This is a genomic window from Chroococcidiopsis sp. [FACHB-1243], from assembly GCF_014696895.1.
Lineage (GTDB): Bacteria > Cyanobacteriota > Cyanobacteriia > Cyanobacteriales > Chroococcidiopsidaceae > Chroococcidiopsis.
The window spans coordinates 17,774-44,276 of the sequence record NZ_JACJQX010000010.1 but is presented as its reverse complement, the minus strand read 5'-3'; the positions used below and the strand labels follow the sequence as shown (position 1 = coordinate 44,276).

Here is a 26,503-nt window from a genome sequence, read left to right as displayed (position 1 = left end):
ATGTCTTGCCAATCCCCCACCGTTTTATCCTTGCCAAGAGAAAGCACTGTGTTTCACAGTGCCGATATAATTATGGGAGCAGATCGTCGTGCGAAATTGGTATCTTAGCCCGATCGCGCGATCTTCAGATCGCTACTATTAGTGAGGCTTGCCTTCCGCTAACTGGGGAAAATACCACCCACAGAAAGTGATGAATTCATCTAACGCAGCAGGCTCTAAACCTTGGCTATGCAGGTAGAAAATCCAATCTATTAACTCAAGCCAATTGAGCGTTCTCTTCAAATCGACCTCGTAAGTCCACTGAACGTGACGTAGGGCTTTGGCACGTTTGCGATATTTCCAATACTTCATGACAGGTGATTTTTTGGGAGAGTCAAATATTGCCTGCGCGTAAATCACTGTCATAACAGCCTCGTTCGTAATATATACACCTTAATAGTCGATTGAGCTTTCTTTGTTCTAATTCTGGAACACTTAGCGATAACGCATCGCAAGCTAAGCACAAACCTAATCTAGTTCTTATATCAGTTTACTCAATTTAGTTAATTAACGATCTGTATATTACAAAATTTTTAAAACTATGTAAATATATTTATGCAACATAGAACAATCATGTCTATATGAGACAAAAGATAATCCACAAAGAGAGATAGTGGCGATGGGATTAAGCGATCGCCCCAAGAAGTTTTCTTCGGGTTGAGATAACCTTTTTCTCTGAGCTATTTCACTCAAACTGACATTTAATAAAAAAGTAAACAGCCCGCACCATCACGGGCTGACACGCGGCAGAGAAGGTTTAAAACTTTTGACCGATCTGACCCACACAAGGAATAGATATAAATACCTTGAGTAGATACGAAAGGTAGATATAAGCGTTAATCTTTTGCTCGTTCTTTAGTTAAAAAATAGACGACTCACAGCTATAATGTATAGCAATGAAGTATTGTAGACAATTTGGTTATATTTTTAGAAAAAGATTGAACGATTGGATTTAGAACTGAAATGTACTCATAGGCGAACTCTAGAAATTACATAGCAAATTGATAAAAACTTAGCTTAATTAGATAAATACAATATTTTCAGACTTAATAGAGTTTGTCGATACAGAAAAGTTCAGGTGTTGGACATCGACTCGGCAATTGATGACTTAGCACAGAACTGGATGAAACCGTTATGCGAAATGCTCGTTCACCCGCTCTAACAGCGCTTCAACTAAGATTCCCCTTAATCCCCTTTTGTTAAGGTAGGACTGATTCATTGTGAGCGGAGAAAATGTAAATGCATTGGTTGTGGTAGATGTTTTAAAGCCTGCGGTCGAAACGTCCTACTACTGCAAGCACTGAATGAAGATGGGAAGTTTGTCGAAGATGAGGAGGCTGAGGCGATCGAGCGCAAAGTCATGTCTATTGTTCATCCAGAATACTGTATTGGTTGTCAGGCTTGTGCTAAGGTTTGTCCCAAAAATTGTTACACGCATAGCTTGTTAGAACAAAATTAGATAGCAAGTCTATTTGAGTTGTAAACTACTCGTGAAGGTGGTCATTGGTCATTTGTTGTTGGTTGACAGTTAACGGTTAACAAGTAGTTATTCCCCCTTGTCTCTGAATTATGTCTACGAACGACCAATTAGAAAGCCAGGTTTTTGAACCCAATTGGTTTGCTTGCTACCAAGCAGTAGAAGGTCGTCCGCCGCGAGAAACACTGCTATCAGCCTTGACAAGGTTTCGCCTCATCATCTGCTTTAAGGATTAGCAGTTTCTACATATTTACTCAGCGTAAGTATATGTTAATTTAATCTATCTATAAAGCATATCTACTATAGATTCTACTATAATTTATAGTTATTTTATGTAGATAAAGTAAATAATGAACTGAAGATTCTATGAAAAGAAGAAACTTTTTTGCCTTGATTTTTGGAGTTGCGATCGCACTCATTTTAGCGACTATGTTAAACTGGCTTAATTCATCTCCTGTAGTTGCACAAGCAAATGCAACTTTGCTCGTATCTGCTGCTGCTAGCCTACAAGATGCTTTAAAAGAGATTCAGCCATTTTTTCAGCAAGCTCAACCGCAGCTCAAAGTTAATTATAATTTTGGTGCTTCTGGTGCATTACAACAACAAATAGAACAAGGTGCGCCAGCAGATATCTTTTTTTCTGCTGCTACAAAGCAAATGAATGCTTTGCAAGATAAAAATCTGATTCTTCCTGATAGCCGTCGTAACTTGTTAACCAACAGACTTGTTTTGATTGTGCCAAGGAGATCTGATTTAAATATCAATAACTTCGAGCAACTAACAGATAATAAAATAAAGCGAATTGCTGTAGGCGAATTTCGTAGCGTACCAGTAGGTCAATATGCCGAGGAACTTTTTAAGAAACTAGATATTTTAGAGCAAGTTAAATCCAAATTAGTATTTGGTAATAATGTTCGTAACGTACTATCTGCTGTGGAAAGTAGCAATGCTGATGCTGGTATTGTCTATACCACAGATGCCAAATCAGATAAAGTTAGAGTAGTGGCAACAGCCTCAGAAGAATTACATTCACCGATCGTTTATCCTATAGCAGTTATCGGTAATAGTAAAAATCCTGATGCTGCTAAAGAATATATTCAATTTTTAACTGACAAGCAAGCAAGGTTTATATTTGAAAAAGATGGTTTTGGTATAGCTAAATAGAGGCGCGATTGCAATGCCAGTTAACTTTTCTCCTTTATAAATACTTTAAAAATAGCCTTATTTGCTACATCAATTACTTTCTTGCTTGGTACTGCCGTGATAGCTGCCGCAAAGTTCGGTGCAAACTATATGGTTACGTTCCAGTTTTTGTGGCGATGAACCGCAATGGTGTCGCTTGACCTGGAATTGCATCTTGCTTTAACCGGAACTGGGAAACCCAAAACGAGTGGATCGCATCATTGGCGGAGATGTTGAGCAATACGTCTTGACGTATGATGAACCTAAAGAAGCTAAAGTTGTAATGGGATTTAAAGAATTAATGGTGAGTGGATAGTAACGCATTGGCTAGCAGAATGGAATTCTTCTTCTAGTCACCAGCCACAAGTCACTGATAACCGATAACTGATAACTGTAAGAATTCTGCAACATTTGTTTGTAGGACGATCGCATGAGTTATCTTGTAGATTAAGCTACTGCCGCTTCAGTACAGATGGATTGCAGGTATGAAAAAGTTTATTCTACTGTGTTTGTTTATTGGCGGGCTGTGGTTTGCTCTGTCAAGCTTTCAAGGGTTGGCAGCTAAAGGCGAATATCAGTCCATTGTGCTAGATTTTCGGGAAAATGTGCCGAATACGGAGATAGAAGCTAAATTAAACGCGATCGCGCAGCAATACAAAGTCAAGCCTCGGCTCAATAGTGAGTTTTCCGCAGCAGATAATGTATATGTCGTGGAAGGCGATCGCCAGACTCTGACTAGCCTGAGAAACTCCAAAATCGCTAAATCTACCGAATATATCGAACCTAACTACATTTACCGCGCCTATGAGGTTCCCAACGACCCCCAATACGGTCAGCAATGGAACATGCGTAGTATTAGCATTGAGTCGGCATGGGATGAAACCAAAGGTAGCGGCGTAACCGTGGCTGTGATTGACACGGGTATCAGTCAAGTTCCAGACCTGAAAAATACCAAATTCGTCGAAGGCTACGACTTTGTAAATGATAAAGTTGCAGCAGATGACGACAACGGGCACGGGACTCACGTAGCAGGTACGGTAGCGCAATCAACCAACAACAATTATGGTGTCGCAGGTGTGGCTTATGAAGCCACGCTCATGCCCCTGAAAGTCTTAAGTGCAGGTGGTACGGGTACGACCTCCGATATTGCCGAAGCCATCCGCTTTGCTGCTGACAACGGCGCAGGCGTAATTAATATGAGCTTAGGTGGTGGTGGTGAAAGCGAAATCATGAAAGAAGCGATCGCCTACGCCCATCAAAAAGGTGTCGTAGTCGTCGCCGCTGCTGGAAACGCCAACAGCAACGCTGCCGAATACCCTGCCCGCTATCCTCACGTAATTGGAGTTTCGGCGATCGATTCAGCGGGAGAAAAAGCCCCCTACTCTAATTTCGGTGCAGGAATCGATCTTTCTGCCCCTGGTGGCAGTAATTCCGGCAAAATCGTCCAAGAAACCATCGATCCAGATACGGAAGAACCAGTATTTGCCGGATTCCAAGGAACCAGCATGGCATCTCCCCACGTCGCCGGAGTCGCCGCATTAGTTAAAGCTGCTGGGATACAAGACCCAGATGAAGTAGAAAGCATTCTGCAAAAGTCCGCCAGAGTCGTGCAAGATGACGGACTCAACTACTACGGTGCGGGACATTTAGATGCATCTGCCGCCGTGAAACTTGCCGTGCGCGGACAAATTACCTTCAAAGACTTCTTCCGCTGGCTGCGGGATAACGGCTACCTCAACCCCCGTTTCTGGATTGATGGTGGTGCAGTGGCACTGTTACCTAAAATCGCGATGGTACTCGGTTCTTACCTCTTGGCTTGGTTCTTGCGGGTTTACTTCCCCTTTACCTGGAGTTGGTCGCTGTCATGGGGATTAGTTACAGGCAGTTCGGGTTTATTCTTCCTCAAAGGCTTTTATATTTTTGACCTACCTCAATGGCCCTTCCGCTTGCTGGGCAGTTCCATTCCCGAACTCGGTAGCGCCATTCAGGGATACTCTGAGTTAAACCCCCTCTTTGCCAGCGTAGTGATTCCCTTCGTGTTAATCGTGTTATTGCTGGGAAATCCGAGTTGGAAGAAATTTGCTGTCGGTACGGCTTTAGGTGTCGCTAGCTGTTTGTTAATCAGTGCCTTTATCGCACCTGATTTAGGCTGGTTGGGAAGTGGGGCGATCGCTCGTACTTTTCTGATTGGTAATGCTTTAGCCAGTTATGGGATCGCTTGGTTAGCAATGAAAGGCGAAGGAAGCTTAGTCAGTTAACAGTGACCAGTGACCAGCGACCAGTGTAGAGATGTTAGGGGTAACGTCTCCACACCTCCCAACCCTCCTGACTCTTAGGGGGGATTTTTATTACTATTTCCTCTCTAATCCCTAACATAGGAGTAATAACACGACACAGACTAACTTGTATGAGTATTAATGTTACAGGGACGATCGAGCGGCGCGATATTGGTACTGGGGCTTGGGCTTTGGTTGCAGATGACGGCACGACATACGAGATTCCTAGAGGGACTGCAAAGGAATTATTGAAGGACGGACAAAAAGTTAAAGTTGCTGGAGAGGTAAAAGAAGATGTGATGAGCCTAGCAATGATCGGTTCCGTCTTAGAGGTAAAATCGTTTGAAATTGTCTGAATCAGTAGGGTGTGTTACTTAACGCACCCTACAAAATTTTGCCTTCATGCACTAGCAGACACGACTTCTTGCAAGCGCGTCCTAAACTCCCCTTTGGGATGACCTCCTTTCACTTCGCCCACAATTTTGAAGTCTCCTTCTGGCATATCGCAAATAATATATGTGGGCCATCCCATTTCGGCTTTATCTGGATATTGAGTTAATAAAATCTTGCGATACTTGCGATAAGTTGTCGTATCTTGCATTTTGACATCGATAAATTCTAAGCCTAATTCTTCACTAACTTTGCGATCGTAAAAAGACATTTTATGGCAAATTCCACAGTCTTCAGACGAAAATTTAATCACTGCTAATGCCATGACTTGCAACCTCCGATAGTTGAATAGTTAAAAAGTTTCTCAAATCGTATCGATCGGACTTAAACTATATCAAGTTTACTAGCAATCGCCATTTATCGAATTGCGATCGCCTTTGATATAAAAGCGACTGCATAAAAACTACAGATGCGATCGCAACATAGCTTTTAAATTCAGTACAATTACTGAGTTACGTTTATCACAAGAGCAAGCGCTCGTGCAAGAGGGGAAGCACGGGGACGTAGATGAAGGTTTGCTGTTATTACTAAGCGACTTCAGAGAATTTACGGACAAAATCAAGTCGAGAAACAGATATGCTTATTATCTGGAGCCGAGCTAATGATTTTATGGAAAAACTTCTGAGCAGTGGTTAAGCGTAAATCTCTATTTTGGCGTTACGGTGTAGCAGTGTTGGCAGTGGCGATCGCCTTAGTTGTCACGCTTTTTCTCTCTACCCTAATCCATAAAGAAAGCCCATTTATGCTGTTTTTCATTGCGATTTTGGTCAGCGCCTGGTGTGGTGGCATGGGATCGGGATTAGCAGCAACAGCACTCGCAGCAATCTCATGCAACTATTTTTTCCTCCCTCCTCAATACGTGCTATCCATCGCGAGTTGGGAGCAAGGCTTGCGCCTAATGATTTTTGTTCTCGAAGCCATCTGTATCTGTACTGCTATTGCTATCCTCAACTCTGCTAGAGTGCGAGCGCAACAGAGCCAAGTAGCAGCGTTACATTGCCAAGCAACTTTACTCCAAAGTGAAGAACGTTTCCGTCTGCTAATTGAGGGGGTGAAAGATTATGCAATTTTCATGCTCGATGCTGATGGCATAGTTGCCAGTTGGAATGCAGGAGCAGCTAGAATTACAGGCTATAAAGCTAGAGACGCGATCGGGCAACACTACTCTCGATTTTACATCTATGCCGACATAGAAAGCGGTATTCCCCAACAGGAATTACAAACAGCGATCGCGCAAGAGCGAATGGAAACGGAAGGCTGGCGGATACGACGAGATGGCTCTAAGTTTTGGGCGAATGTCGTCACGACAGCTCTCACAGATAGTAGCGGAGAAATTCAAGGTTTTTCTCAAGTCGTGCGCGATGTTAGCGATCGCCAACGTAGTGAAGAGTTGCTCCGCCAGGGTCAAGAGAGGTTGCATTTGATTTTAGAAGCATCGCAGATAGGAATTTGGGACTGGAATTTGCATACGCACGAACTTAAGTGGTCTTTGCAACAAGAAGCTTTATTCGATCTCGCACCTGGGACATTTGCAGGTACTTACGAAGCTGTTCTCGATCGCATTTATCCAGAAGATCGTGCTTCGTTCAGCGAAGCTATTACCCGCGCGCTGGAAAGAACGGGAGAATTTGAGCAAGAATTTCGCATTCTTAGTGCTGATGGTAATGTTCGTTGGTTGGCGGGACAAGGCAAAGTTTTTTATGATGATGCCGAGCGAGCGATGTGGATGACTGGAATTAATCGCAACATTTCCGAGCAGAAGCAAGCATTAGCACGCATTCAAGCTGTAGAACAAGAAAAAGATTTTTTGTTGAAAGAAGTTCATCACCGGGTCAAAAATAACCTCCAAATGATTTCTAGTTTGCTTAGTTTGCAAACAAACTACGTCAGCGATCGCCAAATGCTAGAAATTCTAAAATCGGGTGAGACTCGGATCTTTTCTATGGCTCTGGTTCACGATCTCTTGTATCGCTCTCAATCTCAAAATTTCGTTCAAGTTAATTTAGCTGATTATATTGAAACACTAGTTAATAATTTATACAGTACATACGACACTGCTAACCTCAATTACAAGCGAGTTACTTTAAAACTTGAAACAGAACCAATTTGGGTAAGTATAGATATTGCTATTCCTTGCGGCTTAATTATTAACGAACTTACAACAAATGCAATGAAACATGCTTTCAAAAAGAGGCAGTTTGGGCAAATTTATATTACAGTTCAATCTCAAGAATCTCAAACTCATAATCATGTCATTCTCAAAGTCAGCGATGATGGAATTGGATTACCACTAGAACTTGATTGGCAAAATACTAAATCTTTAGGACTGCAAATAGTCAATATATTAACCAACCAGCTAAAAGGAAATATTGAATTAACTAAAAAAGATTTTGGTACGGAATTCATAGTGAGATTTTCGATCTAGACTGAGTTTACAAAAGAATGAATATTCCAGCAAAAATATTGGTGGTTGAGGACGAAGGGATCGTTGCCAAAGATATAGAAAATCGGCTACAGAAGTTTGGTTACCATGTATGTAAAACTATCGCAACTGGAGAAGAAGCGATCGCACGAGTTAGCGAACTCAAACCAGACTTAGTACTCGTGGATATTCGCTTGCAAGGAGATATGGACGGCATAGCGGTAGCTCAAGTTTTGCACCATAATTTTGAGCTTCCTGTGGTCTATCTAACTGCAAATTCCGACGAACACATTGTCAATAGAGCGCTAGCAACACAGCCCTTTGGTTATATTATCAAACCTTTTAGAGAGCAAGAACTAAAAATAACAATCGAGATCGCACTAAATAAATATTTAATCGAACAAAATCTCAAACAAAACAAATACTGGTTGAGAACTGTATTGAAAAATATTAATGATGGCGTGATTGCTAGCGATACAGAAGGGAAAATTGCTTTTATGAATCCAATCGCAGAAGCTTTAACTGGTTGGAATCGGCAAGATGCCTGCGGTAAAGAAGCAACAGAAGTTGTCAAAACGATCCCGACACAAACTATATCAGAACACCCAATTCAACAAGCTTTACAGAAAGGAATAACAGTCGAGATTTCAGAGCGATCGCAACTGATCGATAAAAATGGTTTAGAAATACCCATTGACGACCGCATTGCGCCAATTAAAGACGATCGAGGAAACATTGTAGGCACGATGTTAGTTTTTCAGGATATTAGCGAACGAGAGCAGGTCGAAGCTATGCACCAAAAACAAATCGAGCAAGAACAGATGTTGGTGCAAATGGAGAAGATGCACGAACTCAAAGATGATTTTTTAAGCACTGTTTCTCACGAATTACGTACGCCGATTGCCAATATGAAAATGGCAATTCAAATGTTAAAAACTTCTCCTAGTAGTGAAAAAAGACAGAGATATTTGGAAATCTTGCAAGCAGAATGCAACCGAGAAGCTGAGTTGATTACAGAATTACTCGATCTGCAAAGATTAGAAACAGCATCTTATCCTATCCTCGTACAAGAGGCTATTAATTTGCAAGAATGGCTACCTCAAATTATGGAGCCTTTTCTGATTCGCGCCCAAGAAAATCAACAATTACTAGAAATTCGGCTCGATCCCAATCTATCGCAAATCTTGACAGACCGGGGCAGTTTGGAGCAAGCGATCGCCGAACTAGCAAACAATGCCTGCAAGTATACTCCAGAGGGGGGGATGATAGTCGTTAGTGTCAGTTATCAGGCAGCAGAGAAAAAGAGAGCTGAGGGAGCTGAGGAGGCTGAGGGAGAGAAGAGAGCTGAGGAGGCTGAGGGAGCTAAGGGAGCAAAAATACCACTTACTACACCCCACACCCCACAACGCCAGTCGCCTCAACGGGGGACACCCCCGCACGGCGCTGGCTCCCCCACACCCTGCTCATCACGCACCACGCACCACGCACCACGCACCGCCCAATTACCAACTACCAACTACCAACTACCCGCTACACGCACGATCTTTACCGTTCGCAACCAAGCAGAAATTCCCGCAGCGGAATTACCAAAGATTTTTGAAAAATTTTATCGCATTCACAACAGCGATCGCTGGAAACAAGGGGGTACGGGACTAGGACTAACTTTAGTACAAAAATTGGTAGAACACCTCGAAGGAACGCTTCAGGTAGAAAGTCAGGAAGGGTGGACTACATTCACTATAGAATTACCTAATGGAGCAGGGAGCAGGAAGTAGGGAGCAGGGAGTAGGGAGTAGGGAGTAGTTAATTATATACTTACGACTTACGACTTACGACTTACAACTTACTACTTAACTACCTTTAACTGAGTGAGACTCGGATCGGTGCATCCGGTAATATATCCACCACTGGCTTGAATCTGATGTAGGTATTCCAACGCCTCTGAGGTGATGATTTCTCCTGGCATTAAAATAGGAATCCCTGGAGGATAGGGACAGATAAGTTCTGCACTGAGGCGATCGCGTGTCTGATGAAATGGTAGTGTTTCTGTTGGAGCAAAGAAAGCCTCACGCGGTGTGAGAAGAGAATTCGGAATTCGGAATTCGGAATAGACGCTGACGCTACACTGCGTGAACGGAATTTGGAGTTGGTTTTGACTTTTAACTTTCGACTTTTGACTTTCTTGGTTAAATCTTTCAGCCAAAATAGCAAAACCTTCTACCAGTCGCTCGATATCTGCTACTGTGTTGCCCAAGGAAATAATAAACGTGAGGTTCTGTAAAGATGGTAATTCGGCTGTAACGCCTAATTCTTGATGCAAGATTTCATCCGCCTCAAATCCCGCGATCCCTAACCCAGAGACAGTGACGGTGAGTCTCGTCTCGTCAAGTGCGACAAAGCCTGGGGTGTTTGCTGATAGCTGTAAAACTGAAAGATTAGGAATTTGACTAATCCGGTTTCTGGCTTCATCAGCTAAACGCAAAGTTTTCGCCATCAATTCCTCGCCGTATAATGCCATTTGTTGCCGTGCGGCATCTAAGGAGGCTAAGAGTAAATAACTGGGACTGGTAGATTGTAATAATTGCAAAGATTTATTTAGGCGATCGCGATCTATTCTATTGCCGCTAACGTGTAGCATTGAGGCTTGAGTCAATGCTCCTAAAACCTTATGAGTTGACTGTACGCTTAAATCTGCTCCAGATGCTAAGGCAGGGGTAGGCAATTTGGGATGAAAGGCAAAGTGGGAACCGTGAGCCTCGTCAACTAATAAAGGAATATTATGTTGATGTACTACAGCAGCGATCGCACTTAGATCGCCACATACACCGTAATATGTTGGATATACCATCAACACCGCTTTGGCATCGGGATGTGCAGCTAAGGCTGTGGCTACTGCTTCAGGAGTGATGCTGTGAGCGATATCCAGCACCGGATCGTATGCAGGAGCAATGAAAATAGGAACAGCACCAGAGAGAATTAGACCTGCGATCGCGGAATTATGCACGTTACGCGGCAGAATAATCTTATCTCCTACCCCACAAGTTGCTAAAATTGCTGCTTCTACACCACAAGTAGAACCGTTGACTAAAAACCAGGTTTTTTCCGCTCCAAATGCGACTGCGGCTAATTCCTGTGCTTCCTGAATGATTCCTTGGGGTGCAAATAGGTTATCTAACTCCGGCAATTCTGGTAAGTCAGCACTAAATATGGCTTTACCAAAATAATTCACTAGCTGCTGGGTGATTCCTTCTCCTCGTTTATGTCCTGGGGTATAGAAAGGAGCATGATTGATTCGAGTTGCACATTGCCAAAGAGCCTCCAGAATTGGAGTTTTGGCTTGAGAGATGATGTCAAATTCCATCAGGCATACACTAGCAGCGTCAAGACGATCGTATAACAATATGCATGTCTACCTGCACGCGCGATCGCCCCACTAAAATCGTACTTTTAGTTGTAGGGGCGGGTTTTGGTTAGAGAGCTTCCTGAATTATTCAGGATTCTAGCTAAACCCGCCCCTACAAATTTTTCACTTTTGACTTTTGACTTGCTTACCAGCCGTCTTCTTCTGGCGTAGACTGTCCCCAAATTTCTAAATCCAAGTCGTTCAAATAGGTAATCGCGTTGCCAATCTGAGGTTTTGTCCCATGAAGTTCTAAGTCAAACCAACCATCATCGCGTCCATTCGCACTCAGTAAAGCCGCCAAAATATTGACAGTAATTCCACACTGGGAAGTGAGACGAGAAATGACTGGTTCGCCATGCAAGCCTTTGGGTATGCGAATCTTGAGCCGAGTTTGAGTTGGTCTATGCGTACCTAATTCCACATCACCTTGAATCGCCATAGTTATCTCCCACAAAGGTTAGTCTTGACATCCGATCTCGCAGTTCTACAAGCTATATTCTTAATCTACAGTTAGTCTATCAAAATAGTGTATTTAATAGTTATGAGTGCAATTACATCGACTGCAAAGTAAAAAAGCAATCAAACAAAAAGTAAACAAATATTGCAATTGCTTGATTTTTGGGAAACCTTGCTTGATTTTTCTTTCCGTTTAAACGTAAGCGAACGCAGATGAAGAATTGCCTTTCTACTCTCTGCTCTCTGCTCCCTGCTCCCTGCTCCCTAACAACTGATAGCTGGTAAACGAGCTAATATTTTCAATATCTGCTTGCGATTGAGCGGTATCTGGAGTCAGCAATACTTGAATTTCACCGAAAAAAACTTCAGTTCTTGGTAGAGAAATGGTTGCAGCTATTGATTGTTTTACATCTGCATCGAGATGTTTGTACATCAAGCTGAGATGGGGATTGAGGGTAAAATTGGCAGGGGGCTGGGAATGATTCCGAATTGACTCTGTAATTTGACTTAAGATTTTACTGGGATGAAATTGGACGAAAAGAGTTTTCGTAAATTGGTCTGTATATAAGACGCGATCGCACTGTAAACTAAAAGCGTTAATTCCTCGAACTGCCTGCTCTAAGATTTCAGTTAGAGATTCATCATCTGCAAATTCGCCCCAGTAAATTGTAACGTGAGGCGTGAAGCAGAAAGCAGCGTAGTTTTCAGCAAGGCGATCGATAACTTCCTGAAAGAAGATTCTATCTGCGGCGGCGGGAATTAACCAAAATGCTACTTTTTGACCCATAAGTGACTAGTGGCTAGAATTACTTCCCTGTCTTCCTTGTCTTCCTTGTCTTCCTTCTTCCTTGTCTTCCTTGTCTCCCTTGTCTTCCTTGTCTTTCTCTACACTGACAAAGGTGGGGGAAAGCAAATATCGTGCTGAAATTGAGCTACCTCTTCCGTGCGGTGAATTGGTAAGATATACTCTAAATTTTCGTGAGGACGAGCAATAATGTGATGGGAAAGGATCTCGCCGCCATTAACGCGCAATACAGCCGCTAAGCCAGCCGTAATAGCTACATTCACCTCAGAAACAGCTCCTCTGATGATAACTGTAATGCGACCGAGATCCGTGTTTTCGTATGCAACAAGAGTCACCAGCGCCGCTTTACACATCGCATCCCCAGCTTCCACAGCAGCAGGAACGCCCGCAGTCTCAATCATACCGATCGCTAATGTTGCCACTTTATCAGTTGTCGGTTATTAGTAAGCAGTTACCACACACTACATCCTACACTCTTTCCCGACTCCCGACTCCTGTACGGACAGGTTTAGCAAACATTTTGACTGCTAGAACTAGACATTTCGGGTCAAAACCCGCCCCTACCGACTCCCAACTCCTGTACGGGCGGGTTTAGCAAACATTTTGACTGCTAGAACTAGACATTTCGGGTCAAAACCCGCCCCTACCGACTCCCGACTGTCCAATCGAGAGATACTTAACTAGGAACGATATATTTGGATATAGCTGTCCCTATCAAACAGACAAAGGAAGTACCGATGGAACGCAAGCATTCAGAAGTCTTGACACTGGTATCCCGTAGTGGAAAGGTTCTCTCTACTTTCCTGCTGTCTGTAGGTATTGCAAGTGCTGGAGTTGCTAGCGCTAATAAGCCCATTCTTGCCCAAACAGCTACCCAAACTAACATTAGCCAAGAAAGACAGGTAGCGCAGTTACAGCCAAATAGCCAACAACAAAGTCCAGTCCAACAGCAAGTTCAAGCAGAAGCAAATCGCATATTTAGCCAGACGTTAACGATATTTAACATTCTGCTTGCTGTCCTAGTACTCATTTTAGCTTTGGCGATCGCAACTCTGTTTTTGCTACGGCGATCGGTAGTGCGCGAGGTAGCCGATTTGGTTGCAGCACGTATTAAAGAGGTAGGAGAGTTAGAAAATAAGCTGAATACTGCTAACCAAGAAGTGAAAAAGCTGTTGCGTGCAGCTCAAGGTATCGCTGAGGATATGGATAATGAGGCAGATACTTTACACCAAGAAATTAATGCTAAAAGAAATAATCTCTCTCAGCTAATTTCTGAAGTCTACCAAACTAAGAATCAAGTCCTATCAGATCTAGCTACTCAAGTCAATAGTTCTAAACAAGCATTAGAAAATTTAGAAAATCAATTCTCTACACAACTGACAGATTTACATTTAGGAGCGCAGAAGCACAGAGATTTAATTTTACGTAATTTAGAACAGTTAGGGGCTGATTTTTCACCTCAACTGATGGAATTGCAAGCCGACGTACAAGCACAAAAAGATGCGATCGTGCAGAACTTGAAGCGGTCGGAGCAAGACTTCATCCAACAATTAAATGATATCCAAGGGACAACTCAAAAGCAACGAGAAGCTATTTTGGGTAACTTAGAACAATTAGCAGTTGCTTTTACTCACCAACTCTCAGAATTTCAAATTGACGTGCAAGGACAAAAAGATGTTGCATTACAGCAATTTGAACAGACAAAGACAAATTTTGATACTCAAGTTTTAGCATTACAAGCAGATGCACAAGCACAAAAATCTCTAACGTTACAAGAATTCGAGCAAGTGAAATCGGAGTTTAACAGTGAGTTGTCGGTAATACAAGCAGAAATAGAAAAGCGTAAGGATACTGTTTTACGACAGTTCGTGCAAGCAAAAACAGATTTCGATACTCAAGTTAATGCCTTCAATGCCGATATTGTCGAGCAAAAGGATAGTTCTCTACAAAACTTCAGGCAAGTAGAAGGTACATTTATTACTCAACTGTTTGAACTGGAAAAGCAGGCAGCAAATCAGAAAGATTTAACCATCCGCAATTTAGAAAGACTGAGTGCGGATTTTGCGCCTCAATTAGCTGTATTGCAAGCAGAGGTGCAGGGACAAAAAGACGGTATTTTGAGGAAATTACAACAGGCGGAAACAGCTTTTGTGGCGCGGCTCAATGAGTTTCAGCAACAATCGCAAACTCAAAGAAATTTATTAGTAGACAACTTAGAAAGATTGAGTTTGGAGTTTGCGCCCAAGCTAACAGAAATGGAAGCAGACGTGCGGGAACAGAAAGATACAATTTTGCAAAATCTGAGCAGATCGGAAACAGATGTTGTGAAACAACTATCAGCACTGCGGGGAAATATTCAAAAGCAGCGAGACGTTGTGATTCAAGGCTTGAAACAAGCGGAAGCAGATTACAAGCAACAATTGAATACGATTCAAACAGAGGCGCAAGCAGAAAGAAACACAATTTTACAAAATCTCAGATCCTTACAATCTGAATTTGCGCCACAACTAGCTGAAATAAAAACTGAAACTGCACGAAAGTTTCAAGAACAAAATGATTTGGCGCTAGAAAGTATAGCCAAGTTGCGCCAAGCGATCGCCGCTCAAATTTCTGCATCTGGGACAAAACTGCAAACGGAAATCGAGCAAGCCATTCAAAACCTCAAAACGCGAGAAGTTGAGTATGAATCTGAGGTGGAAAATACTCAAGCTGGAATTAAATCTCAACAAGATAGAACGATTCAAAGCATAGCAGAATTAGAAGCCGAAGCGAGAAATAAACTATCAGGAATTCAATCAGAAATTCAAACTCGTAAAGACAGAACACTACAAGCAATCGATAAATTAGAAACCACGCTATCTAGCTTCTTGAAAGATTTGCAATCGGAGGCAACAACCCAGAAAGAGTTGATTTTGCATAATTTAGCAGAAGTTGCCCCCAAAGCGATCGCAGAAGCGGCATTTGCCGAAATGACTGAGAAATTAGAGGAATTGACAGCGCAAATCGAACGCCTGAAATCGAATCAACCGCACTTATTCCTCAACCCAGAAGATTGTGTAAATCAGGGTAATACTTTATTTGCTGAAGGTAGATACGAAGCTGCTGTTGTCGCCTACAATCGGGCTTTAGAATTGAAACCCGATAACCCCGATATATGGTATCAACTAGGAATAGCACATTGGCAATTACAACAATACGAAAAAGCGATCGCGGCTTACGATAAAGTATTGGAAGTTCGTCCTAACAATCCCGAAACTTGGTATCAACGGGGTTTGGCATTGAAAGAATTAAAACGCTATGAAGGTGCATTCGCAGCGTTTAATAAAGTCCTCAAAGTCGAACCAAATGATGAGAAAGCTTGGTTCCAACGCGGTATCGTGTTAGGAAGAGCGAACAAACTTGCAGAAGCGATCGCAGCTTATGACAAAGCCGTAGAAATTAACCCACAATACTATCAAGCTTGGATCGATCGCGGTGTTGCTTTAGGAAAACTACAACGCCATGAAGAAGCGTTTCAATCATTTGACAAAGCCGTACAAATTAAACCCGATAGTGCTGTAGCGTGGTTGAATCGGGGAATGGCATTAGAGGTATTGGAAAGATATGAAGACGCGATCGCATCTTACGATAAGGCGATCGAATTTAATCCCGACTCCTTCAAAGCTTGGAACTCTAGAGGATATCTCCTCGTACAACTAGAACGGGATGCGGAAGCATTAGCAAGTTTCGATCGCGCTCTACAAATTAAGTCCGATTATTCCAATGCTTATTACAATAAAGCTGCCTGTTATGCTTTGCAAGGACAAGCCGAATTTGCCTTAGAAAACTTGCAGCAAGCAATTAAACTCAATCCCAGCCACCGCGAAGAAGCACAAGCCGATCCCGATTTTGAGGCGTTAATTAACGATCGGCGCTTTCAGCAAGAAATTGGCGGATAAAAGTAAATTTAGGTGTAGAAGCTAGCAAGGAATTTAGATGGTGGAAGTTCCTCAGCTCTTTACTACCAGGGCAACACTTTTTCAGGTAAATTAGATGCTAAGGGAAACAAATACAGCGTCCCATTAAGTCAGTTTTATTAGTTAAAGAATAAATCAGTTTAACTTTCAGGTTCGCTACTAATTTCTATGTCTAAATTATCCTCGTCAATATAAATATAAAGTACGTTAGGCTGACAGCAAACTTGGCAGTCTTCCACATAAGATTGCTGCATTCCCCCACTAAGATCGACAAATGTGGAATTAGGTTCGCCACAATAAGCACAGAGATATTCAGATGTATTTTGCATATGCGATCGCTCCTCACTGTATTATTATAGTTACCGCAGTACTATGATATACAGGTTTGCTACCCTGCTACATAACCCGCAGTAAATGCGCTCGCACATAATTAAATTCGGCAAACTTTATAACTAATTATATAAATTGACTGAGATCGTTTTTTTTGGTTGAAGACGATCGCGATGGAGGCTACACTGCTAGAGTGTTGGGGGAGTCTATTTTACTCAAGCAGATGAAACCAGCGAGGCTGAGGAGTGGATTAACGTTGTGGATTGAATTCCGTTTTAATTGGCAGTCGCTAAGCATACACAAAAATCGGTACTCGCTTGAAGGCAGGTATTCCACATTTAGGATCGATCCTTGCCTTAAATATTGCGTTAACTTCGGGATAAAACATGAAAGCCGTTCCTTGACGCACGGAACCAAAAATAATCTCTACATTTTCCATCTTGCCTGCATCACCCTGCACCGTGACGCGCTGATGCTCTTGCAATCCTGCTGTTTCAGCATCATCTGAATGCATTAAAATACAATTCCGGTGCGGCATTCCTCGATAGCGATCGCCTTCTTTGTACACTACGGTATTATGTTGTGAATAACTGCGTCCGGTCATCAAAATTAAGCTAAGACTGCGAGTAGATTCACAGATGCCAAAATCTTGCGGCTGAGGTGCGTGCAGTTGGGGTAAAAGCGTAACAAACATCTTGGCTTTACCCGATGGGGTGGTAAATTTAGGTTGTTTAAAGATGCGTCCGCCAATGGTGAATTCTTCTTTAGTTTCGTCAATAGTTGCCATTTGCTCGAAACCAGGGATGGTTTTGGCGATTAATTGACGCACGTATTTTGTATCTTGTAGTTTGCGCCATTGAATCGGTTCTTCCCCATGAAGTCGATGGGCTAATTCCGCGATAAATTCGACTTCTGAAATTAAATCTCCGTCCTGAATATGAGTTTTGCCTTCATCGTTAAGCCGGACAAAATTATTACCAGATTCAGTTGTTGTTTTGTGCGGATTTTCAAATCTGTTAAATACTGGAACGATAATTGTATTTTTCTTAGCTAAGCCGTGAAAGTGTCCTAAATTTGGTTTTGTTGCGAGGTAGATAATGGTTTCAATATTGCCTAATGCCCGCTTAGCTTGGGTTAAATCTGGGTTAGCGGCATATAAATTACCACCAACACAAATTAACGAATCTACCTCACCCGCATCCGCAGCGTCAATTAAATTACGGGCGCGATAGCCGGGATTGCGGTTGAGCGATCGCCCTAACAATTTTTCTAAAGTTTGTTGAATTTCTGGCTTCAATTTTGCCGTGACACCCATCGAACCAAACCCTTGCACGTTGGAGTGTCCGCGAATCGGCATCGTGCCAGCACCCTCTTTACCTGCATTTCCTGTGATTAAGGCTGTATTGGCGATCGCATAGACGTTATCTACCCCATTTTCGTGTTGTGTCGCCCCCATTGCCCAAGCAAAGACCACACCTTTTGAAGTCCCGATAATGCGGGCTGCTGCTTCAATTTCTGCTTTGGAAATGCCACAAGTAGCTACAATAGTTTCCCATTCTGTAGAAATAGCATAATCTACGACAGCTTCCCAATCTTCAGTGCGATCGCGCAGATAATCAATTTGAATGAGATTTTGTGCAATTAATGCTTTTTGAATCCCCACAAATAAAGCAACATCACTACCAGGAATCAACTGAAGATAGAGTGAAGAAATATCCGATCCGGTGAAGAGAGATTTAAGGGGGTATGCAGGTGAGGCGAATTTAACTAACCCAACTTCTACAACTGGATTGACCACAATAACTTTACCACCGCGATCGCGCAATTGAATTAATTCGTTCATCAAACGCGGGTGGTTTGCAGGCGCATTCGAGCCGATTAACACTACACAGTCTGCCTTTTTCAGACTATCTAAACTTACCATCGAAGTACCGGAGCCAAACATCTCCTTCAAACCCACGGTAGAAGGGACATGACATAAATCGGAGCAATCAGCTAAATGGTTCGATCCCAAAGCCCGGATCGTTAATTGTAACAAAAATGCCGCTTCGTTAGACGATCGCCCCGAACTATAGGATGCAACTCGTTCTGGAGGGTGGCGAAAAGCTGTTTCGGCAATTTGATAAATCTCTTCCCAAGAAATGCGTTCGTAATGAGACTTACCTTCACGTAAAATGACAGGAAAGCTGAGACGACCAAGACGATCTGCTTCTAAAGACGATAACTGCTGGAGTTCGCCGATCGTGTGGCGATCGAAAAAATGCTTTTCTACTGGAGGCTGGAGTTCGGCAGAAATAGCCTCTACACTCTTCATGCAGCGTTGTAGCGGTTCGTCTAGTTCGTTGTGAAACCCGCCTTTTTGTCCGCCCGTTCCCCAAGCACAAGATAGGCAAGCGCTTTTGTGTAATAGAGTTTGCCACAGTTTCGGTCCCTCTGGAGACAACGTATGTTCTGCCCAATACTGAATTACAGGTAATCCACCACCCATCTCTGGGGTGTTGTGCTTCTCGCCGTTATAGGCTGAATGGGCTTGTTCCTGCTTCATATCTGCATCCATACGGTTCTCTCCTAGCACGGCTTAAGTGCATCCTCTCCTTCAATGTAACGAGAATTGGAGGAGATAAAAAATTTCTCTAGGATGATTTTTGTGTCAGCAAGCAGAAGGCAGGCGATCGCGAGGTTATATGGTATTTCCCATGCGGGTGTAATACATTCGTAGGGGCGCACAGCCGTGCGCCCCTACAGATCCGTAATCGCTATAAAACCGTTCTCAAGAGCGTTTAAATCGCCTCATTTTCTATTTCTACTAATATTCTTTCAGCTTCAACGCACAATCGATCGTGACACTCACCATTACTAGCAATTAAACCGCCCCATTGACTGACATCTTCTTTGTTATAAATTAAAGGAGTTCCATCAAAGTGTGTTAGTTTTCCTCCAGCTTCTGTAAGAATCAACTCTGGTGCGGCTAAGTCCCAATCTTTAGGGGCAGATTTACCAGAAAGAGAAATATAAACATCTGCTTGTTGTTCGACAATAGCAGCTATTTTTCCGCCAATACTACCCACACTCTTTTGTTTTTTACATAGTAATTTAGATAAAATTTTCTCTAATTTCTTACCTCTGTGCGAACGACTCACAACTATTGTAAATTCTTCAACATTCTGCCGTTGAGAAACTTTTACTTGTTGAATATTGCCATCGCGAGTTTCAACAAATGTCCCGTTTCCTAATGTGGCAAAATAAAGCTTTTCTGCCTCTGGCGCAGCTACTATAGAAAGGACTGGACGACCATCTTTAACTAGAGCAATATGAATTGTATATTCTCCTGTTTTGTCGATAAAATCTCGCGTACCATCTAAAGGGTCGATTATCCAAACCCAAGATTTGGTTGGCTGTGGCGTAGAAGATTTATAGGTTTCTTCGGTAATGTAGGCAAATTCTTCCTGTCCCAAGTTAGTTTGTAGGCGATCGAGGATATAACGATTCACGGCTAAATCTGCTGAGGTGACAGGACTACCTTGCTTATCTTTAATGTCTAGGTTGTCTTTATTTTCACCACAATAGTAAGACCGGAGAAGATAGGATGCGCCCCAACCAACAGAACGAGCGATCGCGAGAATTTCTTCTAAAGCTGGCATGTATTTCTAACTGTAATCGTTTTACCCCCATTAATTCTAGTTGTAGAAACGGAAGTCTTGCATCTTTAACTCGAAAATTGCTGCCGTGCTTTACCAGCCAGCTGTTGAATTGCCTGAAGTTCGGGTTCTGGTGTCTGGCTTTCCATCCCCAGCCACAATAAATACTCAATGTTTCCCGCTGGACCCTGAATTGGCGACCAGGTTAAGCCGCGATATTGCCAGCCTAGTTCTCGTGATGTTTGAAGAACTTGAAAAACTGCCTCTGCTTGGTCGTTAGGATCGCGCACGACTCCTTTTTTACCAATCCGCGATCGCCCAACTTCAAATTGAGGTTTTACTAATAATATCGTCTCGCGAGGCTCGATTAAAAGTTGCCACAATGCAGGCAAAACTTTAGTTAAGGAAATAAATGATACATCAACGACGGCTAAATCAGCTGGTGCTGCATTGCCATATAATTCTTCTGGGGTGAGATGACGTAAATTCGTCCGTTCCCGCAATACGACACGCGGATCGTTACGCAAGCGCCACTCGACTTGTCCGTAACCGACATCCACACCGTAAACTTGTTTTGCACCCGCTTGCAACAAGCAATCGGTAAAGCCTCCCGTCGATATTCCCCCATCTAAACAAATCCTGTCTGTTACAGAAATAGTAAATTCAGCTAAAGCTTTGGCGAGTTTTTCTCCACCTCTAGAAACATATGGCGATCGCGCTTTAATTTCAATTTTTGCGGTGGTTTCAATTTCCGTACCAGCTTTATCAATAACTTGCCGATTGACCATGACTTCCCCCGCCTGAATCAGCCTTTGTGCTTGCTGGCGCGAGGTGCATAAATTTAATTCTACTAATAAAGTATCGAGTCGTTGTTTAGTCAAGGCAATTCACTCTTGCGGTAATATCAAACTCATAGCGCGATCGAGAATGACTTCGCGATCGACAATTTCTGCTAATGCTTCTGTTTCGTAAAGTCCTTCTGCTACTTCTAAAGAAGCTTCATCAATAGCATTAACATATGCTTCAGCTAAAGTTTCTAATAGTTCTTCTGGAGTTAAATAATAACCTCCTGCTTTCCGCCTCTTATTTTCTCTTTGAATTTCCCGCACTGAATTGCGAATAGAAACTTCCCAGGAACGAGTTGTACGGTTTTCCGCTTGCTGTTTAATTAAATGCAACAGCAGAACTACAGCGTAGCTGCGAATAGTCTTAATTATATCTTTGCGGCTCATTTCTTCTAATTCTTCAACAATCTCCAATGCTGCTGGGACATCACCTTTGAGCAGTAAATCTTTCAACTCTAGTAATTCTTCCATGGCTAGCACCTCAAAATACATCCATCTCTATTCCGATTAATTCAGAGTATTATGCTAAATTTTCTATAGTTCGCATCGCCACGGCGATCGCATTACCACCTGAATCTTCTTGCTGTTTTAATAATATCTCCTCGCTACTCGTTCGCTGGGCAACAACAGTACAAATGCAAGCCGCGGCAAAGTTATAAACTCCCGCCATTTTAAACAGCGTACCGGATTCCATTTCATAGTTAAGTATATTCAACCGTCTATATTCTGCTGTAATTCCTTGTAGCGATCGCATTAAATGCGGATTGGCAGAATTGACTCGTTCCTGTCCTTCATAGAACGTATCCACCGAAGCTGTAATTCCTAAATGATACTCTACTCCTAACTCCCGTGCTACCTGGACTAAAGCCACCGTGAGGAAAGGATCGGCGGCGGCGGGATATTCTATAGGTGCAATATCGTTGGCTGCACCCTGACGACACAAAGCCGCCTGACTGATGACAATACTTCCTGCTGGTACGTAGTCTTGGATCGAACCGCAAGTTCCGACGCGAATAATTTGCCGAATTCCCAACTGCACTAACTCATTCACCACAATACTTAGGGAAGGCGCACCCATGCCACTTGTCGCCGCTAAAAGCGATCGCCCATTCGCTAAATTGCCGATATAACTATTTAAACCGCGATTTGCCGACAACAAGCGATCGCCCTGTAAATAGGTTTTGGCGATGAAGTGCGATCGTTCGGGATCTCCTGACAACAGGGCTACTGTGGGGGGTACAGCACCCAAGTCGTCTCGCCCAAAACCCAAGTGATACAAACGCTGACTCGTCATAATAAACTCGCTAAGGTTTATGTCGCCGATCCCCCAATCCCCTTTTTAAGAGGGCTTTATTTCTCCCCTTCTTCAGGGAACAGTCAGGCAGCTTTTGATCGAACTCGCCAAAACTGAAAAAGAGGCTTCTGATTCCCCCTTTTTAAGGGGGGTTAGGGGGGGATCGAGATCTAACACTTCAAGTGCGTAACTCTACACCAGTATTTTTACTATCTCATCATCTTCGCGATCGTCACTAACCACAGGAAAACTAGCTAAATTTCCCTAGTTTCGCTATGGGCATTGTAGGAATCTCAAGGTTACGGTTGTACAGAATTTACTCTTACGGACAAGATCGTTCCTTTACATAGGCGAAATAGCATGAATTACAAAGTAGAAACCGAAGATTTTCTTAAAGATTTAGAACGAGTTGCTCAAGTGAGGGTAGAAGTTGCTAACTATCTGGAACAGATGGCAGAAACGATCGAACTAGCAGAATTAGAAGGAAAAATCTCTTCTGGTGGACTTGGTTTAAATAGTTATTTAGAAGACATGAAAGCAGTAGAAAATAATTTACGTCAAGGAGTATTTAGATTCTTGATTTCAGGAGACATTAAACGAGACAAAAGTGCTTTTTTGAATGCTTTAATTGGCGAAAGTTTATTGCCTGGTGATGTTAATTCATGTACGGCTATCTTAACTATTTTACGTTATGGCAAGGAGAAGAAGGTTACAGTTTATTTTAACGATGACACAAAACCCGAACAATTAGATTTTCAGCAATTCAAACAAGCTTATACAATCGAACCTTCAGAAGCAAAGCAGTTAGAACAAGATGAGCAACAGATATTTCCTAATGTTAGCTATGCCTTAGTCGAATATCCTTTACCTTTATTAGAAAAAGGTATAGAAATTATTGATAGCCCTGGTTTAAATGATACGGAAGCTCGGTTAGAAGGAACTGGGGTTCCCGAGTTTCTAGGTTCGTTAAATACATTTCTTACTAAAGAAAGAGCGATCGCGCAACTGCGACAAGCAAGAACTATAGCGCGTCAAGCTTATACTCGCACTCACGAAGCGATCGAGCGTCGTATTCCTTTATTAGCGCAAGATGTCGATCAATTAAAGCGCAAAATTAATTCGGTAGAACCGGAATTTAAAAAGTTAACTGGCATTCGCGATCGCTTTCAACAAGAAATTCGCAGTATGAAAGATATCCAAGCGAAAGGAATTGCCGATTCATTTCGTAACTATATTTTAAATCTAGACAATACTTCTGAAACTGATTTTTCACGCTATCAACTAGATTTAAAACTATTTGATTCTTTGAGCGAAAACAAGCGTTTTGCTTTCAATGCAGCACTAAAAAAAACATTTGAGCAGTATATTAACGATAAATTATCTAATTGGACGTTGGGTGCTGAAAAAAACTTAAATATAGCCTTTGCTCAACTTACAGTTAGCGCGGCTCAATATGGCGAATCTTATTCTCAAATTACTGATGAAATAATCGAAAAAATTACCGAACAAAAGGTTATAGCTAATCCTAATGGTACGGCTGAAGACGATAAGACACCTACTTGGACAAAATGGGCAATGGGATTGTTTTCGCTTACTAGGGATAACTTAGCTGGGGTAGCGATGGCGGGTGCAGGGTTTGACTGGAAAAATATTTTATTTAACTATGTTGCTGTGATTGGTATTGATAATATTATTCTTGCGGCAAAAAGAATATTTTTGAAACCGTTGGAATTAGCATTAATTGGTTTAGACGCGAGTTTTTTGCAAGCAGATCGGGCGCGTCAAGAATTAGTCAAAATGACTGAAAAAGAATTAATCAAATATTTGCCACAGGTAGCTAGCGAACAATGGCTTCCTGTATATAACGGCGTGAAAGAATATTTTGATGCTTACGAACGAGAAGTAACTAAACGGATCGACGATGATATTACATCTCGAAAATCTGAACTAGATAATTTAGTCACGCAAAAAGAAACATTTGAAGTAGATCGGGATGCAGAAGTGCAGCGTTTGCAAAAGCTAGATGGGGAAGTTGTAGTAAAAACACAACAGATTGAAAATATATTTCAAAATTTGTCGATCGCTTCAGTATGAATATTGTTTCTTTATATATAGATTGTGTGCAGGTAGGTTTATCTAACTATTCATGCAAAACATATATGGTTAATAAACCCACTCCTACAAAACATTTATCTGTCAATATTCATACCATAGCAGGACAATTATCGCCAACTCATCAATTGTCTGCTACCACTATCTGCTACTAACCCATCAACTAGTTCTAGTTTAAGTGGAATTATAGACGAGTTAAGCCAGTTTGTTTTAGAAACAATTAGTTCAGTTGTGGTTGAAGGTAGTAATTTGCTCTTTGGTAATGGGAATAATGAGAAAAAGCCAGAACAAACAGATGCTACTTATCAAGAACAAGTAACACGCGCCTATGCTAATGCAGCCGCAGACTATCTCCTTCAATTTAGTAATCAGGCTAATGCAAATCTCAACCAATATGAAAAAAAAGCCGCACAGGTGATGAGTTTTTCTACCGATACAGCACAAACAAATTTATCTCAACAGCATCAGTTGCGATTAATGAATCGAGTTTTGAAAAATTTGAATTTGGTAATTGGCAATGGTTAATTGGAAAGTAAAAATCAAGCTAGTAATGGGCATCGATCACCTCACTTTGTAGCATATTCAATAGGAAAATTTGTTTATGTTTCAACATCAATTCACTACACACTGCCCTCAATGTGGATTGCCAGTAGTTAATTTGTCAACTGGACGTTCTCTTTGTAATCATTGTGGCTGGGATAGCAGTTTAGTATCACAATCAATACAAATAGGACAATCAAATCATATCTCTAATCATATCTGTCCTCATTGCGGTAAAGATTTAAATGAAAAATTATTTTATTTAATAGTACATATATGCTTGACGTTAACCTCTGCTCTAATCGTCACAACTTGGGTTCTAAATACATATATTAGTCAGTTAAATTCTAGTAGAACAGGAAATACTAATTTTATTAGGTAAAAAAATCGGGCGAAAAACAAAATACTAATAACCAGGTAGCACTCGCCAACACAACTCACGCGACTGTTAGAGGTAAATAAAAAAGCAATCGACTTCATAAATTGAAAAGAACGCGATCGCCCAACCAACAACCTTCACGCAGGTAATTGGATAGTAGGGTGCGTTAATTAACGCACCCTACTACTTGTGATACGTGGCGCGACAACGCACCTTACTAGTTGATACCATTAGCAAAAAGAGCGATCGCATCCCTTCAGCAGATTTGCAGAAACACTATGGCAAAGCGTAAGAAAACCAATCTCCAGTGGATCAAAGAAACGCTTGAACTAAAGCCCGACCATCGTTGGGAAGCACCATCGAGTTACAAAATTTTTGTCGCAGATCGGGGGGCTGTTCGCTTTAACGTTCCCCAGAATTGGATTTTTGAGCCACAAGAAAGTTCGTTCAAGTTCCGCGATCGCAAACCGCCCAACGATGATTGCTGTCTGGAAATGTCATTCAATCGCCTGCCACAGCGTGATTGGAGCCTGTTTCCACTAAAATCTACCTTGAAGAAGATCGTAGAAGACGATAGCCGTGACGTTATTGCTAAGGGAGAAATTGTTACCCTCAAGCGCCAAACTGCCAGAATTGTGTGGACGGAGATTAAGTTTATCGACACCCAGGAAGAACCACGCGAAGCTTTTTCGCGGACTTGCATCGGTCTGGGTTCAAACGTTCAATGCTTGATTACATTCGATTATTGGTCAGACCAAGTAGAACAGCTAACACCCGTTTGGGATGAAGTGATGCGATCGCTCACACTAGGGCTGTATATCCGCGACCCATTGACTGGTTTGGCTTTTCCAGATTGAACCATAGATATGAATCGCAAATATATACCGTAGGGGCGCATA

22 protein-coding genes and 3 pseudogenes are annotated in these 26,503 nt (G+C 42.1%); 12 read left to right on the top strand and 13 right to left on the bottom strand.

Going from position 1 to position 26,503, the window contains the following annotated elements; translation table 11 throughout:
• Window positions 1-138: 138 nt before the first annotated feature.
• Window positions 139-405 carry a hypothetical protein gene (locus H6G17_RS09480; protein WP_106547366.1) on the bottom strand — a complete coding sequence of 89 codons (267 nt, stop codon included), beginning with the start codon at window positions 403-405 and terminating at the stop codon, window positions 139-141.
• An 865-nt stretch (window positions 406-1,270) separates the two neighbouring features.
• Between H6G17_RS09480 and fdxB the strand changes: the two are divergent.
• The 3 genes and pseudogenes from fdxB to modA form a co-directional block, all read left to right on the top strand.
• Window positions 1,271-1,498: pseudogene (fdxB, locus tag H6G17_RS09475) on the top strand (ferredoxin III, nif-specific); the annotation flags it as partial.
• 110 nt (window positions 1,499-1,608) lie between these two features.
• A complete protein-coding gene (locus H6G17_RS09470; protein ID WP_192156484.1) occupies window positions 1,609-1,752 on the top strand; it encodes a hypothetical protein in 144 nt (47 codons plus the stop codon).
• Between the two features lie 130 nt (window positions 1,753-1,882).
• Window positions 1,883-2,680, top strand: coding sequence for a molybdate ABC transporter substrate-binding protein (modA, locus tag H6G17_RS09465; protein WP_192156482.1), 798 nt, complete (start codon window positions 1,883-1,885; stop codon window positions 2,678-2,680).
• Window positions 2,681-2,816: 136 nt separating this feature from the next.
• On the opposite strand, the pseudogene H6G17_RS09460 reads toward modA, so the two are convergent.
• Window positions 2,817-2,945, bottom strand: a pseudogene (locus tag H6G17_RS09460) (cytochrome C oxidase subunit II); the annotation flags it as partial.
• A 238-nt stretch (window positions 2,946-3,183) separates the two neighbouring features.
• Here H6G17_RS09460 and H6G17_RS09455 point away from each other — a divergent pair.
• Entirely contained in the window at window positions 3,184-4,956 is a 1,773-nt protein-coding gene (locus H6G17_RS09455; protein WP_192156478.1) for a S8 family peptidase, read from the top strand.
• Between the two features lie 149 nt (window positions 4,957-5,105).
• On the top strand, window positions 5,106-5,330 hold the full coding sequence (locus H6G17_RS09450) for a DUF1344 domain-containing protein (protein ID WP_192156476.1): 225 nt from the start codon (window positions 5,106-5,108) through the stop codon (window positions 5,328-5,330).
• A 44-nt stretch (window positions 5,331-5,374) separates the two neighbouring features.
• Here the strand turns inward: H6G17_RS09450 and H6G17_RS09445 are convergent, their stop codons facing one another.
• A complete protein-coding gene (locus tag H6G17_RS09445) occupies window positions 5,375-5,689 on the bottom strand; it encodes a thioredoxin family protein (protein ID WP_192156474.1) in 315 nt (104 codons plus the stop codon).
• A 363-nt stretch (window positions 5,690-6,052) separates the two neighbouring features.
• On the opposite strand from H6G17_RS09445, the gene H6G17_RS34595 reads away from it, so the two are divergent.
• Together H6G17_RS34595 and H6G17_RS09435 are read left to right on the top strand one after the other, a co-directional pair.
• Window positions 6,053-7,849 (top strand): PAS domain S-box protein, encoded by a 1,797-nt coding sequence (locus H6G17_RS34595; protein ID WP_192156472.1) that lies wholly within the window; start codon window positions 6,053-6,055, stop codon window positions 7,847-7,849.
• A 17-nt stretch (window positions 7,850-7,866) separates the two neighbouring features.
• Window positions 7,867-9,621, top strand: a complete 1,755-nt coding sequence (locus H6G17_RS09435; RefSeq protein WP_192156470.1) for a hybrid sensor histidine kinase/response regulator — start codon at window positions 7,867-7,869, stop codon at window positions 9,619-9,621.
• A 71-nt stretch (window positions 9,622-9,692) separates the two neighbouring features.
• Here the strand turns inward: H6G17_RS09435 and H6G17_RS09430 are convergent, their stop codons facing one another.
• The 4 genes from H6G17_RS09430 to H6G17_RS09415 form a co-directional block, all read right to left on the bottom strand.
• Window positions 9,693-11,207, bottom strand: coding sequence for an aminotransferase class I/II-fold pyridoxal phosphate-dependent enzyme (locus H6G17_RS09430; protein WP_192156674.1), 1,515 nt, complete (start codon window positions 11,205-11,207; stop codon window positions 9,693-9,695).
• Window positions 11,208-11,394: 187 nt separating this feature from the next.
• Window positions 11,395-11,688 (bottom strand): NIL domain-containing protein, encoded by a 294-nt coding sequence (locus tag H6G17_RS09425; RefSeq protein WP_192156468.1) that lies wholly within the window; start codon window positions 11,686-11,688, stop codon window positions 11,395-11,397.
• A 246-nt stretch (window positions 11,689-11,934) separates the two neighbouring features.
• A complete protein-coding gene (locus tag H6G17_RS09420) occupies window positions 11,935-12,492 on the bottom strand; it encodes a 2'-5' RNA ligase family protein (protein ID WP_192156466.1) in 558 nt (185 codons plus the stop codon).
• Between the two features lie 98 nt (window positions 12,493-12,590).
• Window positions 12,591-12,911 carry a carbon dioxide-concentrating mechanism protein CcmK gene (locus tag H6G17_RS09415; RefSeq protein ID WP_192156464.1) on the bottom strand — a complete coding sequence of 107 codons (321 nt, stop codon included), beginning with the start codon at window positions 12,909-12,911 and terminating at the stop codon, window positions 12,591-12,593.
• A 294-nt stretch (window positions 12,912-13,205) separates the two neighbouring features.
• Between H6G17_RS09415 and H6G17_RS09410 the strand changes: the two genes are divergently transcribed.
• Both H6G17_RS09410 and H6G17_RS34590 read left to right on the top strand, forming a co-directional pair.
• Window positions 13,206-16,448, top strand: coding sequence for a tetratricopeptide repeat protein (locus H6G17_RS09410; protein WP_192156462.1), 3,243 nt, complete (start codon window positions 13,206-13,208; stop codon window positions 16,446-16,448).
• A gap of 24 nt (window positions 16,449-16,472) precedes the next feature.
• Window positions 16,473-16,600: pseudogene (locus tag H6G17_RS34590) on the top strand (phosphodiester glycosidase family protein); the annotation flags it as partial.
• Window positions 16,601-16,606: 6 nt separating this feature from the next.
• On the opposite strand, the gene H6G17_RS09405 reads toward H6G17_RS34590, so the two are convergent.
• The 6 genes from H6G17_RS09405 to H6G17_RS09380 all read right to left on the bottom strand — a co-directional run bounded on the left by H6G17_RS09405 (window position 16,607) and on the right by H6G17_RS09380 (window position 22,573).
• Window positions 16,607-16,795, bottom strand: coding sequence for a CPXCG motif-containing cysteine-rich protein (locus tag H6G17_RS09405; protein ID WP_192156460.1), 189 nt, complete (start codon window positions 16,793-16,795; stop codon window positions 16,607-16,609).
• Window positions 16,796-17,085: 290 nt separating this feature from the next.
• Window positions 17,086-19,353: an FdhF/YdeP family oxidoreductase gene (locus H6G17_RS09400; RefSeq protein ID WP_192156458.1), complete on the bottom strand. Its 2,268-nt coding sequence runs from the start codon at window positions 19,351-19,353 to the stop codon at window positions 17,086-17,088.
• A 223-nt stretch (window positions 19,354-19,576) separates the two neighbouring features.
• Window positions 19,577-20,437, bottom strand: coding sequence for a 3'(2'),5'-bisphosphate nucleotidase CysQ (locus tag H6G17_RS09395; protein ID WP_192156456.1), 861 nt, complete (start codon window positions 20,435-20,437; stop codon window positions 19,577-19,579).
• A gap of 65 nt (window positions 20,438-20,502) precedes the next feature.
• Window positions 20,503-21,315, bottom strand: coding sequence for a TlyA family RNA methyltransferase (locus H6G17_RS09390; protein WP_192156454.1), 813 nt, complete (start codon window positions 21,313-21,315; stop codon window positions 20,503-20,505).
• A 6-nt stretch (window positions 21,316-21,321) separates the two neighbouring features.
• Window positions 21,322-21,750: a DUF29 family protein gene (locus tag H6G17_RS09385; protein ID WP_192156452.1), complete on the bottom strand. Its 429-nt coding sequence runs from the start codon at window positions 21,748-21,750 to the stop codon at window positions 21,322-21,324.
• 49 nt (window positions 21,751-21,799) lie between these two features.
• Window positions 21,800-22,573: a nucleoside phosphorylase gene (locus H6G17_RS09380; protein WP_192156450.1), complete on the bottom strand. Its 774-nt coding sequence runs from the start codon at window positions 22,571-22,573 to the stop codon at window positions 21,800-21,802.
• A 360-nt stretch (window positions 22,574-22,933) separates the two neighbouring features.
• Here H6G17_RS09380 and H6G17_RS09375 point away from each other — a divergent pair, with 360 nt between their 5' ends.
• From H6G17_RS09375 to H6G17_RS09365, 3 genes are all read left to right on the top strand, one after another.
• On the top strand, window positions 22,934-24,667 hold the full coding sequence (locus H6G17_RS09375; RefSeq protein ID WP_192156447.1) for a dynamin family protein: 1,734 nt from the start codon (window positions 22,934-22,936) through the stop codon (window positions 24,665-24,667).
• A gap of 249 nt (window positions 24,668-24,916) precedes the next feature.
• Window positions 24,917-25,210 carry a hypothetical protein gene (locus H6G17_RS09370; RefSeq protein ID WP_192156445.1) on the top strand — a complete coding sequence of 98 codons (294 nt, stop codon included), beginning with the start codon at window positions 24,917-24,919 and terminating at the stop codon, window positions 25,208-25,210.
• Window positions 25,211-25,882: 672 nt separating this feature from the next.
• A complete protein-coding gene (locus H6G17_RS09365) occupies window positions 25,883-26,461 on the top strand; it encodes a hypothetical protein (RefSeq protein ID WP_192156442.1) in 579 nt (192 codons plus the stop codon).
• Window positions 26,462-26,503: the final 42 nt, after the last annotated feature.